This window comes from Desulfonema magnum, assembly GCF_017377395.1.
GTDB classification, from domain to species: domain Bacteria; phylum Desulfobacterota; class Desulfobacteria; order Desulfobacterales; family 4be13; genus Desulfonema_C; species Desulfonema_C magnum.
The window spans coordinates 1674533-1688210 of sequence record NZ_CP061800.1; the positions used below are offsets into that span (position 1 = coordinate 1674533).

Annotated in this window: 13 protein-coding genes; 9 read left to right on the forward strand and 4 right to left on the reverse strand. The window is 44.9% G+C overall.

All coding sequences use genetic code 11. The annotated features are described in order from the left end of the window. Positions 1-48 precede the first annotated feature (48 nt). The 4 genes from dnm_RS31155 to dnm_RS06765 form a co-directional block, all read right to left on the reverse strand. Positions 49-186, reverse strand: coding sequence for a choice-of-anchor Q domain-containing protein (locus tag dnm_RS31155; RefSeq protein ID WP_276571854.1), 138 nt, complete (start codon positions 184-186; stop codon positions 49-51). Between the two features lie 271 nt (positions 187-457). Further along, on the reverse strand, positions 458-2266 hold the full coding sequence (locus dnm_RS06755) for a C1 family peptidase (RefSeq protein ID WP_207681919.1): 1809 nt from the start codon (positions 2264-2266) through the stop codon (positions 458-460). Positions 2267-2492: 226 nt separating this feature from the next. Continuing rightward, on the reverse strand, positions 2493-3821 hold the full coding sequence (locus dnm_RS06760; RefSeq protein WP_207679484.1) for a hypothetical protein: 1329 nt from the start codon (positions 3819-3821) through the stop codon (positions 2493-2495). A gap of 185 nt (positions 3822-4006) precedes the next feature. Then, positions 4007-7681: an InlB B-repeat-containing protein gene (locus tag dnm_RS06765; RefSeq protein ID WP_207681920.1), complete on the reverse strand. Its 3675-nt coding sequence runs from the start codon at positions 7679-7681 to the stop codon at positions 4007-4009. A gap of 467 nt (positions 7682-8148) precedes the next feature. On the opposite strand from dnm_RS06765, the gene dnm_RS06770 reads away from it, so the two are divergent. From dnm_RS06770 to dnm_RS06810, 9 genes are all read left to right on the forward strand, one after another. Further along, positions 8149-8409, forward strand: coding sequence for a hypothetical protein (locus dnm_RS06770; protein ID WP_207681921.1), 261 nt, complete (start codon positions 8149-8151; stop codon positions 8407-8409). Beyond that, complete coding sequence (locus tag dnm_RS06775) at positions 8406-8840, forward strand: type II toxin-antitoxin system VapC family toxin (protein WP_207681922.1); 435 nt, start codon at positions 8406-8408, stop codon at positions 8838-8840. The genes dnm_RS06770 and dnm_RS06775 overlap by 4 nt, the downstream gene beginning before the upstream one ends. A 435-nt stretch (positions 8841-9275) precedes the next feature. After that, positions 9276-9740: a type II toxin-antitoxin system VapC family toxin gene (locus dnm_RS06780; protein WP_207681923.1), complete on the forward strand. Its 465-nt coding sequence runs from the start codon at positions 9276-9278 to the stop codon at positions 9738-9740. Positions 9741-9744: 4 nt separating this feature from the next. Beyond that, positions 9745-9912, forward strand: a complete 168-nt coding sequence (locus dnm_RS06785; protein WP_207681924.1) for a hypothetical protein — start codon at positions 9745-9747, stop codon at positions 9910-9912. A 506-nt stretch (positions 9913-10418) separates the two neighbouring features. Beyond that, a complete protein-coding gene (locus tag dnm_RS06790; protein WP_207681925.1) occupies positions 10419-11183 on the forward strand; it encodes a DUF6602 domain-containing protein in 765 nt (254 codons plus the stop codon). Between the two features lie 22 nt (positions 11184-11205). After that, positions 11206-11442, forward strand: coding sequence for a YcgL domain-containing protein (locus dnm_RS06795; protein WP_207681926.1), 237 nt, complete (start codon positions 11206-11208; stop codon positions 11440-11442). 665 nt (positions 11443-12107) lie between these two features. After that, on the forward strand, positions 12108-12545 hold the full coding sequence (locus tag dnm_RS06800; protein WP_207681927.1) for a DUF29 family protein: 438 nt from the start codon (positions 12108-12110) through the stop codon (positions 12543-12545). Position 12546: 1 nt separating this feature from the next. Next, a complete protein-coding gene (locus tag dnm_RS06805; protein ID WP_207681928.1) occupies positions 12547-13395 on the forward strand; it encodes an Rpn family recombination-promoting nuclease/putative transposase in 849 nt (282 codons plus the stop codon). Between the two features lie 127 nt (positions 13396-13522). Continuing rightward, positions 13523-13666 (forward strand): hypothetical protein, encoded by a 144-nt coding sequence (locus tag dnm_RS06810; protein ID WP_207681929.1) that lies wholly within the window; start codon positions 13523-13525, stop codon positions 13664-13666. The last annotated feature ends 12 nt before the right edge of the window (positions 13667-13678 follow it).

The window sequence follows — 13678 nt, forward strand, 5'->3', positions numbered from 1 at the left end:
GCTTTTTTTTACAAGTCCCTGAAGGACTAAAGTTATGTTGAACGTGCCTTATTCCTGATATTCATAAGCTCCGATATCAATGACATCTTCCCGGATTCTCGGTTTCCCCGCCAGATCGGTTGCGCCGATATCATCCGTAGTCGTGGCCGGATCGCCTGCGTTCATGCAGGGCGAGTCCGCCTGCAAAAATCAGCCAGCGGATGACCAGCCAGAAGGGCTCTGGATTTCCCCACCATCTTCACGGATTAGTGATAAGCGAGGACTGCTGGCGACAGAATTTTATAAATCCTTGCTTATCACTAATCCATGTAGATGCTGCCCCGTATGAAGGAGTACAATCCGTTCGGAGGAAAAAGACAAAAAAAGCCCGGCAATGAATTGCAGGGCTTTCTTTCATAAGTCGATGTGAGAATAATAGCCATGCAGGATGGATAAAAAGTGGCAATGCCCGCCACATTTACATGGCCGGATCATCCTCCTCAGTCAACTCACTCACACTCTGCAAGACATAAACAGCCTCTTCTATACCAATTCTTCTATCACCGTTCACATCCGCATCAACATAGATATCATCTTCATTCATTCCAGCTAAGGTTTTCAAGACCAATATGGCATCGCGCAGATCAATACTTCCGCTATCATCAATATCTGCCCCGACGACAGCAGCCTGAGTCAGTTCAACAGCTTGGAGGCCGTTCTCCGCTTCAGGAGATGAAATGCTAATTGTTCCTGTTCTTGCATCACCAAGATTTGATTCATAATAAATTGTTATTGTGCCATTGTCATCTCCTGAATTTCCGCTTACAATGTTTAACCAGGGGTCATCCGTGGTCGCGGTCCAACTCATCGAACCATCATTTCCGTTAGAAACATCAAGTTCTATATTACCGCTTGTTCCGGAAATGTTAATATTTATCTTATCCTCTGTTACGGAAATCCCCTCTTGAAATGGCGGTGAGATCATTAACATGGGTCTTGCTATTGTCGGAGGAATGATTGCCTTCACTTCCACAAAAACAGATGGTTCGTCAGAATCATTTGAAGATATGGTTATTGTCGCCATATCATCCGGGAAAGGAACATCATTCCAATCTGCTACGGATACGCTTATTGTTTCCTGTCCGTCAGGCAAAATCGTCGGAAGTGTCTGAGGTGAAATTTCCAGCCAGGTTTTATCACATGAAATATTATTTATAACCAAGTCGTCGGTACCCGTATTTTTGATTATGATCTCCTCTGATTTACCTTCCAGATAGATTCCTGAAGCTGTTCCGGCATAACAACCGAATTTTACGTTATCGGTAACATCATTATAAGCAATACGAAAATAACCGCGTTCTCCCCAGCCTTCTCCCCAACTGTTTTTTGCCCTGAAACACTGTTGTTCATCATCATATCCCACGAGGAGAACCGCATGTCCGAATCCATAATCTCCTCCGGTATAATCATATATTCCACTGGTATAACTAAAAAAATCATCAGGAACATACATGGAGACACAAAGCGGCCCGTCTTGCAACGCTCCCCTCAGATCGTCCACACTATGTCTTTCTCCCCACAGACTGCACGGCGGAGAGAATTGAGTTATTTTTTCCACAAAATCCGGTTCAGAACATTTACCCTCGCAATCTTCATCCGACGCATTATAAGGATAGCAGGTTTCCGGCGGAATTCCCTCTATCCGAATATAATTAAATGCGTCCCAATACCATCCACCTTCACACCCCCGTCCGAAGCTCTGGTCTTGATACAGACAGGAAACAATGACCTGTTCTGAAAGATTTTGCTCCACAAAAAGATTTGCCTGATTTCCAAGATTTTCAACCAGAGCAACCGCTGCAAAAGCCCAGCAGGAACCGCAATTTTTCTGATTTTTCACAGGGCTGTCATAGATGCTCCAGTCTTTGGAAGCTGGTAAATTTTTTCTTGAGCGGTATTTTCGTGAGGGCATATGTGTCTTCCAATGTGCCTTGACCTCATCTGGTATAATCAAACCTGTTTCATAATGCGCTGGTTGGGATGAAGCTCTGACTTCTCTCTTTCGACTTGCTGAAGTATCAGCGGACGAGACACTTTCTCCCTCAGTATCCTGAACATTTGTTTCAGATTTAGGTCTGCTGAATATCAACGATTTCGGACTGATGTCAATATCTGGAGTTAATATTGTTGTCCCTGTATAATTTTGGCTGGTGTAATCCGAAACTATGTTATTGTAAGAACGGCTAGGAGGATCAAAAACATATTCGCCTTTATCGGGAGTGGCCATTCCCGTCCATCCGGCATTAACTGACTTGCTATAAAAACCCGAATGATCTGTAACAGCTCTCCCTCCATAATTATCAAAATTTACTGTAACTTGATCTATGCCATTGTTATTTGAGTCTTTTATGTAGCCTGAAATAACATAGTTAAGAGCTATTTTTGTCCCCGTATAGTCTTGGTCAGGATAATTTGAAACCACCTGTGGATAAGTTTGATTGACCTTTCTGAAATCACGCTAAAGCCTTATCCAACGTGTGATTATTGGGAATAATACTCTGAAAATGCTCTTTGAAAATTTTTCGGACGTCAACGAACTTCGGGCAGAGTCTGACTAACTTGTTAATGGTCACATTTCGGAAGCGTCGGAGCTTCCTCAGATTCTGCTTCATCATATTGACGACGAGGTATGCGATGACTTTGACGCCGACGCAGGCATGAGCCCCCTTCCGATCTCGGAGATGCATTGCTCCCAGTTCGAGAGTGTCTTTGAGGAGCTTCCGGAATTCTTCGATGCGATGATGGAAGGCGAAGGCATGCAGTGCCTCGCTGCTACGCAGAGGTCGTCCTGCTATAATAAGGTAGCTGACCGCCCGTTTCCCCTTCGGAATATAGAAGACGAGAATAACCTCGCCGAAGGTTTCGCTTACTGCTTCGGTTCGATACACCGGCTGTCCGTCTGTTCCCCATCCGGGAGTAAGACGATCTTTGAAATTTTTCCGCCACTGGCCGGCCTTCCGGATTTCTCCGTCAATTTCAAAGACGTAGTTGTCCTTGCCGCGGAAAATTCCGGTAAGAGTCAGTAAGAGTGCGGGATCGGACGATTCGGCATCTTCGTTCGCAAGGCCGGTGTCTGTAGCTGACGCATCCGATTCGGACGAGGCTTCTTCCGAACATTCACCGCGGCAGAATGCCGCGATATCCTGAGAAAAATATGCCGCATCACCTGTAGTTCCGAGGCGGCTGATGTCAATGCCCGCGGCTTCGAATTTTGCTTCGGCGGCTTTCAGCATCTCCTCATATATCTCAGGCTTGGTTTTAAGCCCCCTGCCCTGTTTGGAGACTATCCGCACGTCGAGAGGGAGAATAATGTCGCCGATTACCAGAATCAGAGCGATCACGTTCTGCCCGTTCGCCACGCGTTTAAGCTGGCCGCTCCACCATTTCCATACATAGCCGAGTTCCGTGGCAATACGGGCAATCACGGAGTCATCGACTGCCATAATCAGTCCGTCCCGGCTTTTTGTGGCATCGCTCATGGTGAGCCTCTCCCGCAGGAGAGGAACAGCGATGCTGTAAAGGTGATTCTGCAGGAACTTACGCCAGCAGTAAACACTGACGTTTTTAACACGGTCATAGGTGGCGGTTTTCGGGAGTCCGAGCACCTGCATAACCTGGTAAACATTGTCCGCTCCGAGAAATACCGCCATGCTGATGAGAAGAAGGGTTTCCATATCCTCATCAGGCATCCGGCGGAAATACGGGCGGAGTATTTTTCCGAACTCCTCGGCGGCACGAAGCATTTCTTCGGTAAAATGTTCCTCAGCGGTTTTCGTTGTCATAATAAGAACCTCCTTATAATATCGGCACCCGGAATCAGGGCGGTCAGAGGCTCGGACATATATTTCCGAACCGTATATTTGTACAGTATATCACGAAGTCCGTCGTATGCCAAGAAAAATTTTAAATCCGAGTGTCTGACTACAGATTCGCATTCTTAAAATATAAGCTGGTTTCAAACGCATTTTCATGAGATTAATTTATGTAAACTCAATATAAACAGCATGTTAATTTCAATACTGGAAAGGTCAATTTGATAAGAGGGACTGAATGAATAGCCTCCCTTATTTGGCGTAACTATGCCTGCCCATCCATGTTTAACAGAATGTCTGTAAAATCCTGAATCGTTCGTAGTGGCAGAACCGCCACCATTACTAAAAATTAAGCTGACTCCACCGATTTCGCCAAGATTGTTGGGATAACGAATATGTCCTGAAATGATATAAATTGGCACAAACACTGCTGTAATTCTTATATCCTGACTTATGGTGATTATGGTGGATTTCTGATTTCCGGTGAGATAACCTTCCCAATGATCAAATTTATAATTTGAATTGGGAATGGCGCTCAATGTTACGGTGCTGCCGCATTCATAGGATGTCTTATCGGGGGTTCTGGTAACAGTTCCATTAACGGCGGTGATGTTAAGTGAATACGTTTTAATGTCAAATTTCGCAGTCACCGATTTGTCAGCATCCATTGTGAGTGTGCAGACAAGACCGCCACCTGAACAATCACCTGACCATCCGCCAAATTCGTAGCATTCATCAGGAACGACAGTAAGTGTCACAGATTCTCCTGGCTCATAAGAAGCCTTATCAGGCGATGCTGAAATCGTTCCTCCGGATACTGGTAAAACGGATTTATCAAGCGTGTATGTGGAAATCTGCTCAAATATTGCCGTTATGCTACTGTTGCCATTTATGGCAATGGTGACGGAGGTTTCTGTTCCTGACGCATTTCCTTCCCAGCGTATGAAACGATAACCTGAATTCGGAGCGGCTGTCAGTGTTACGCTCTCTCCGCATTCATAAGAGGTTTTCTCAGGGGTTCTGGTAACAGTCCCGTTGAGGGCTGTGATGTCAAGGGTATATGCTACGATGGCAAAGTTCGCAGCAACTGACTTGTCCGAATTCATTGTGAGGGTGCAGACAGGATTGCTACCCAAACAATCGCCTGACCATCCGGTAAATTCGTAGCACTCGGCAGAAGTGGCTGTAAGCATTACAGATTCTCCTGCATCATAGGAAGCCTTGTCAGGTGAAGCCAAAATTATTCCGCCGAATTCTGGTAAAATGGATTTTGTAAACATATATATGATTGGCTCTTTGGTAACACGCACATCATCAAACCACGCTTTTATATACCCGGATTCGCCCTGATCTGCATACAATCTGGAAGTGAGGACTCTGCTATCTCTGCCATAAGCCTCATAAATCGGAGTGGTCAGGGAATAAATTATTGTTTCATCATTGCACTTAAAGATAAGCTCTGTATCAGAAAGTTCGATGGAAAGAATATCTTCCTTATCAAAAAGGATGGGCGTTGAAAAATCCTGCTCAAACAAGTCTGTTGTGCCAGACCCGTCAGCCGTATCAAATCTGAAAGCAGCAGCCGTTGCTTTCAAATTATTATTTTCATCAAGCATGATATAGTTGTTCACCCATACATCCCCCTCATATCTGTTGTAATCCAGACCGCTTCCGGGGCCCCGGGTGTCATTATAAAAATAGCCTCCGATCCTGCTAATGGCCGTGGCCCCGGCAGACACCTGACTTCCGCTTTCAATGAGAACCTTTGCCTCAAGATAAGATGTATAATCACCCGCCTGATGTACGGTCGTGCTGGCTTCCTCATCAGAACCCCGTATGCTCAGACAAAGTTTGCCGTCTGAAACCTCCGTGACCTTTTCAAGTGCCTGCCATTTTGCAGGATCAATCATGGCTGTCTCAAAATCATCATAAGGCTCTCCCCCTTTGCTGATACGCACATCGTCAATTGTCGCTTTCACATAGCCCAATTCGCCAGAATCCGCATATACTCTGGACAGAATTCTTTTATCTTTCGTGTAAGCATCATAAACCGGTGTGGTCAGAGTATGTTTCAAACTCTCATCATTGCATTTGAAAATAATCTCCGAACTCGTCACCTCGACAGAGAGAACATATTCCGTATCAACACTCACAGGGGAAGAGAAATATTCCTCAAAAAATTCTGTTTCCAAAGAGTTGTCCGCATTATCTGACCGGCTGGCAGAAGCCTTTGCTTTCAAAATACCATTTTCATCCACTACAATACGAATATCAAGCCAGACATCTCCTTCTTGCTCATTATAATCCTGACCACTGCCCGGCCCCCTGGTGTCATTATAAAAATAGCCTGACAAACCCACCACGCCCATAGCTCCGGCAGACACATAACTGCCGTTTTCAACAAGAACTTTTGCCTCATAATAACGCGTATCATCATTTACCAGATATACATTCATGGAAGATTTCTGACCGTCCCCCTGAATGTTTAAACGAAGTTTCCCATTTGCAATTTCCCTGACCTGTTCAGATTCATGCCATTTTGACGTATCAATCGGGGCAGTCTCAAAATCATCATAAATAATCTGGGTGGAAAATTTTCCAATATTGTTGTAGGTGGCTATATGAGACCGGTTATCCGAAGCAGTGATGTCAATATAATAGTCATATTCTCCCGAAGGCGTTGTCCAGGAGTTGCCGTAAATACCATCTCCCGCAGTGCCGTCATTGTGTGATCCGTCATCATAAAGATTGATACTGGCAATCACCGCCTCATCCGGTCTTTCAATGTCTGCTTTTACAGAACTGACATTTGAGACCGCATCCTGAACATCAGCGGTAATGACAACGGTACTACCCGGAAAAGCAAAGGCGGGAGTTATCAGAACATTTTCAACAGATGGCGGCCCATCCTCATAGGCATAGCTTTCCCCTCCGGAACCGCCATATGCACCCATGTCGTTTCTTGTTCCGTCCGTGTCATTGTACTCAGCAGACGGATTACCGGCATCAATACAGGGCGAGCCTGTCTGAAGATAATAATTACCCGTTTCCGGGTCAGCAAATAACGGATTTTGGCTGATGTTTCCTGTAGCGGCGTTCCCTCCTTCAATAAGAGAATAAGTGATGCTCTCAAGGTTTCCCCAGTTATTCCTGCTATTGTTCCATTCAATACAATTTAACACAGAAACTTGTGATTGAAAAAGTCCAAATCCGCCTCCGGTATTCCCAGTAATAGTGCAGTTTATGATTTTTCCGGTTGAATCGTTACAATGAAAAGCAGCTTGTCCGGTATTGTCGGCGATGAGCGTGTTCTGTATCAGTATATCACCATCTCCTGCTCTGATACCGCTTGCCCCTCCGGGAGAATGGTTGTTCCTCACAATACAATTCAGAATTTTGCCATCTCCCATAAGAATACCTCCGCCACCCCACTCATTTTCTCCTATGGCATTGTTATTCTCTATTATGCAGTCTTTTATTTCCAGAAAACTTCCTTCGGAAGAGTCAAGACCGCCGCCCCCCTCATTTTCTGCCTGACCATTTTGGATGGTAAATCCCTCAATCATAGTTGAGGAATTTTGAATACGAACCACTGTTGATCTGCCGCCGCCATCAATAACTGTCTTATGGGCTTTTATGTCGCGAGTCCATCCGGCACTTTCATATCCGCCTGACAAATTAACTGTTTTTCCATTTATCACAATATTTTCATCGTATATGCCCTGGGCAACTAAAATGACATCGCTATCCGAAATTGCCGCATCTATCGCTTCCTGAATACTTGTGTAATCCCCCCCGCCGGAATGATCCACATGAATTGTTTCAGCCATGCATATACTTGTTAAAACCGCAAATATAAAAACAACCGAGAAAAATATTACTCTTTTCATGTCCGTTTCCCCTTTTATATCTGATTTGAGTTCTTCTGAAAGTTAGGTTTTGCCAAACTAAATTTTCCCTGCTTATTCCACAAAACAAAAGAGCCGGTCAATGGGGTGAAGAGTGTATTTCAGGGGGGCGGATTGCCCTGTCATGCGGGGAAAAAACCGTATTTGACAGGTAAGTCAGTCAGTTAGGATTTTGGGATTGATTTATTTTTGGCACAATGGTAAACAGTAAAAATGAAAATAGTGAATATTTCTGACAGACAGCCGAAGTGTTCACCAGAGTCATTAATAAAACTGGCTATGAATATGGAAATATGTTTTTGTCACCCTGCCTGTCAGATATCTCATCAGGGAAAAATATCCGTGGCAATAAGAGAAAAGACAGAAAGATTCTGTGAGAGGAGAGAAAAATGAAAACCATTGTTGAAAGACAACTGACTTCCGAACTTGTCAGGCTGTTGAATGAGGTAAATTATGAACCCCTGATCATTAGGGTGCATGAGAAGAGATTCGTTGTTCTGAGGGAGGATGAGCATTCAGACTCTTTTGAAACTTTTTCAGGAGATCATCCCCGGACAAACCTGACAGAGTTCTTCAGAAATTCGCCGCTCTTCGGGACTGAACTGGATTTGGAAAGAGACAGGGAACCTTCGAGGGAGGTGGAATTTTGAAATATTTGCTGGACACCTGCGTCATTTCGGAAATGATAAGGCCCTTTCCGAAACAGCAGGTCACGGACTGGGTGGAAGGCAGAGATGAAAGAACATTGTATCTGAGCGTTCTGACCATCGGTGAAATTTACAAAGGAATCAGCAAGCTTCCCGAATCAAAAAAGAAAAACGATATTCGCTTATGGATGGAAAACGATCTGCGCCGGAGATTTGAAAAAAGAATTCTGAACATTACTGAGGAAATAGCAGGAATATGGGGAGAGATTCAGGGCAAAACTGAAAAAGAGGGAAGAAAAATGCCTGCGATTGACAGTCTGATTGCGGCAACAGCCATCTTTCACGGGATGACACTCGTGACAAGAAACACCTCGGATATTGAAAACAGCGGAGTGCCTGTGCTTAATCCGTGGGAATCGGATATCATTTTATGACGAAACTCCGTTTGTGAGGAATTCCTCCTAAGCAGTCTGGAAGCGATTCTCTGATTCGGCGAACCGGGCAGCCTGAAAGCGGAGCAAACCTGCTGAACCGGACTGATTTTCCTCATTTCTGTCTCCCTTTTTATGCGTGATTTCAGTTTGTTCCAAAAGCTCGGTTTTGCCAAACCAAATTTTCCCTGCTTATTTCACAAAACAAAAGAACCGGTCAGAGGTTTAGATTTTGAGGTTGATTTATTTTCAGCGTAATGGCAAACAATGCAGATGAATATTGGCGCATTTGCAATCTGAGCGAACAGTCTGACAAATGAAGAATTCCATTTATTCTTTATTTTTTTATTGATCATCCCCCTTATATTAACCCAAAACCATTTATAATTAAAAAAATAATTTGCAATTAAAAAAGTATGGTTGATTTTATGAAAAAAATTGTTTATAGTTGAAACAACTATTCCCAGTTTTTACTATGAAATCAGAACCGAACCGGAAATGATTGCCAGAAGGAACTGGACCAGAGAATGGTGGGACAGAGAGCGTCATGCCTATCAGCTTGTAACAAGTCTGGCTGTGATTGAGGAATTGGAGAACGGAGATTATCCGAACAAGGACAGGGTGGTCGGGCTGCTTTCGGATGTCCCTAATTTGAGGATTCCCACAGAACTTGCAGATATCGTGGATACATATATTGACCGGAAACTCATGCCCGCCGATCCCAAAGGCGACGCTCTCCATCTGGCGGCGGCATCTTTTCATTGCTGCCATTTTTTGCTGACATGGAACTGCAAACATCTGGCCAATGCCAACAAATTTGACCAGATAAGAAGAATAAACACTCTGCTGGGGCTGTTTGTTCCGACACTGACAACACCGGCGGAACTCTTATGGGGAGGATGAACAAATGCGAAATGATCCGATTGTCGAACGTATCAGAGAAGTCAGACACAAAATATCAGAAAAGCACGATCATGACACTATGAGGCTGATAAGACACTACCAGGAGATGGAGAAAAAGACAGCCCGCAGATTCTTTGAGAGAGAAATCTGTGAAAATAAAAAAGTTGCCTGATCACTGAGTGTGGGCATAAAAAAAATTTTTTCTCCAAGCCCGGCAAAAATGTCCGTACCGGGGGAGATACTGTTGTCAAAAAAACAAACAATGCCTTATCTGCCGTTTCCTCAGCACTCGTGTAATCTTCCCCCGTCGGACTGATCCGCAAATTCGCTATCCGTCAAAGCCGCCAATACAAAAACAACCGACAAAAACATCATTTTCCTCATGTCCGTTTCTCCTTTTGTGTCTGATTTTAGTTTTTTCCAAAAGCTCGGTTTTGCCGAGCCAAATTTTCCCTGCTTATTCCACAAAACAAAAGAACCGGTCAATGGGGCGGAGGGAGTATTTCAGGGGGGGCAGATTGCCCTGCCATGCTGGGGAAAAATCGTATTTTGAAGGTAAGTCGGTAAGTTATAATTTGGGGATTGATTTATTTTTGCCGCAATGGTAAACACTAAAAATGAATTGTGTTCACAGTAAAAATTAGGAAAAAAGCACGTCAGATCAGGAGATAATCCGTAATGTTTGTGTCCCATATTAATGCAATTGAACAGGTGTTGGCGGCTCAGAGCGCCGCTGCCCAGAATGCCGGTCATCCCAACCTTCGTGGCGGGCCTCGGGAATGGTTCATTCAGGAATTCCTTGAAAGCCACCTTCCTACAATTTTGGAAATCGGTCAGGGAGAGATAATTGATGAAAATTCCAGACCGAAACCTCCCAGGGGAAGTTACCGGCCCCAGGTTGACCTGGTGATTTACAGACGGGATATGCCGAAGATTATGTATTCGGCGAATAACGCCGCATTTCTTGCGGAGGGTGTCATGGCAACCATTGAAACCAAATCCGTATTGAAGTTTAAAGACCTTGAACAGGCATGTAGCGCAAGCAGAGTCCACAAGTCTTTGACACGCTCGTATTCCGAACGCTCACCGGGCCGGTCGGAATCTGTTATATCATATGTCGTGGCTTATGACAGTTCTGCAAAAATGCCGACAATAGCGGGATGGCTGCCTGAAATCACTCAGAAACTCGGTGCGGCCCCTGACGAGCTGGTTGAAATGATCATTGTTCTGGGCAAAGGGGTTGTCTGGCGGATAAATGCGTTTCCGGATTTCCGTATCCCGGATATTCCGCCGGAACATAACTGGGCATTCTCCGAACAGCACGATCATAATCTTTGCACAATGTTTACTCATATATTAACATGGATTCCTGTCACATCACCGGCGCCAAACACTTATGGATATGTTAAGCGTCTTTATTTTCAGGATTTTGAAACCGTCTGAACCAAAGAATGAGGATATGACAATGAAGGTGGACATATACAAGGCCAGAAAAATTCCCAGCCCCACAGAAAGGATGTATGTTTTTATTCCGTCAGACAAGTCACCTGACTTTCTGCCTGACGAAGTGATGCGGGCCGCCGGTGCTTTGGACTTTGAAAAAAAAATCAGCATCAGACCCGGAGAGAAAAAAATTGCCCTGAACACGGATGAGGCAGTCAGAGACATCAGAGAAAAAGGATTTCATATTGTATGCACATAGGAATTTTCGCGTGTGGAGATTCTCCGGATTTGGAATCAGTTTTGAGAGTCAGAGGGGGCGGGCCGCCTGACGACTCAGCACGCTTCAGGGCACTTTCGCTTTCAGCCGACGGATATTTATCCTCGACATGGCTTCCGATGTCAGATATCCTGGTCTGACTCGGACACGGGACACTCTTTAAAATCGCCCCAAAAAGCAACTGACAGAAACATCTTTTTCCTCATCTCCGTTTCTTCCTTTTATGTCCGAATTTCAGTTTATTCCAAAAATTCGGTTTTGCAGAACCAAATTTTCCCCGCTTATTTCACAAAACAAAAGAACCGGTCAATGGGGTGAATGGTGGGGTGATGAAAATGTTTCCAAGGCTCTGAAAAAGCTGATCCCGTTTTTGTTCCCCGCATTTTTTAACCGCCTGATTTTTAAGTCATAAAAAATTTGCGGAATAAAAATGGGATCGCAATTGTCAGCCCGGTTTGTGACATTTTCATCACCCCAGGTGAATGGAGTATTTCAGGGGGGGGCTAATTGCCCTGTCATGCAGAGTCAAAAACCGTATTTTCAAGGTAACTCAGGCACTTGTATTTTGGGGATTGATTTATTTTTGGCACAATGGTAAACACTAAAAATGAATGTCATATTCACCAAAAAGTAAGGAGAGATATTGTATGGAAGAGCTGCTCGAATTGAAAACATATATAACGCAGGGGAATTATGCCGAGGCACTGAACCTGATCGGGGAGATGGAGGAGATGAGCAGGGACGACAAAATCAGCAAAATTTTCAGCTATGCCGAGATACTTCTGATTCATCTGATAAAAAAACATGCTGAAAAACGCACGACCCGGTCATGGGATGCCTCGATCAAAAACTCGGTCTATCGGATTAATTATGTCAACAAACGCAGAAAGGCGGGGGGATATTATCTGAAGGAGAATGAATTGGAAGAAGTCATCGAAGATGCCTGGGAAATGGCCCTGCTGAGAGCGTCTTTTGAAGCTTTCGAGGGATGCTTTGATGAGACCGAGCTTGCCGGGCAGGTTGATGCGGGGCAGATCAGTGCGGAAGCCATGAGGCTGATAACAAAAGGCCGCATCAGGAAATAGCATGAGACAGATAACCAACATTCACGACAAATTTTTTCAGGAGACCTTCACCCGGCAGGAGATTGCGAAAAGCTTTCTGAGGCATTATCTCCCGAAATCATTGTTGAGCAATCTTGATATGAGAACGCTGAACATCATCAAGGACAGCTTCATTGACAGGGAACTGAGGGAGCATTTTTCGGACATTCTTTACACGGCCCGTTTCCGGAACACCGATCTTTACATTTACCTTCTCTTTGAGCACAAGAGCTACAGGGAGAATCCGGAGGCGTTGCAGATACTGCGTTACAAGGTGAGGATATGGGAGCAATACGTCAAAAAGCATCCCAAGGCCCGAAAAGTCCCGCCGACCTTTTCGATGCTCCTGTATCACGGAAAAAGCAGATGGACGGTCTCCCGGAAATTTCAGACCATAGTGGAGCAAAGCAACGATAGGCTTCTGAAAAAATACGTTCCGGAATTCCGCTACAAGCTCTGCGACATCTCGCATCTTCCGGATGATAAAATCAGAGGGGATGTGCTGGGCAGAATCGTGCTTCTCGTCGCCAAATACGTTTTCCGGCCCGACCTGCGGGAAAAGCTGCCCCAAATACTTTCGCTGTTTCATGCCGTCGCCGACCGGAGAACGGCTTTCGAAATACTCGAAGTGCTGCTCCGCTATGTGGTCCGGGCAACGGAAAAATTCGATGAGAACGATATCAGGGAAATTGTGGAACAATCTTCGATAGGAGAGGACATTATGCAGACTTTTATTGACAAATACATCAGCCAGGAAGAGATCAGACTCCTTCTCCGGCTGATGGAAGCCCGCTTCGGGAAACTTCCCCCGGTGGGCAAGGGAAAAAATTGAGCAGGCCGATCCGGAATCCGTTGAGACATGGAGCATCCGCCTGCTCACCGCCGACACGCCGGAGGAGGTTCTGAGCGTCGGCGATTAGAAATCAGTCCGGGAATCTGCGACAGAAACGCTTGAAGAATTGGAAAATGTCAGACAGACGGCATTTGAAATGATGATCAGACAGGGAAAAGAAATTCCTCTTCCCGGAGTCTGTCTGGAAATTGCCATAGATGTGTCCGAAGGCTTGCCAAACAAAGAAAAAATTGCAAAATTTGTTGTGTGACCTGTGATCTGA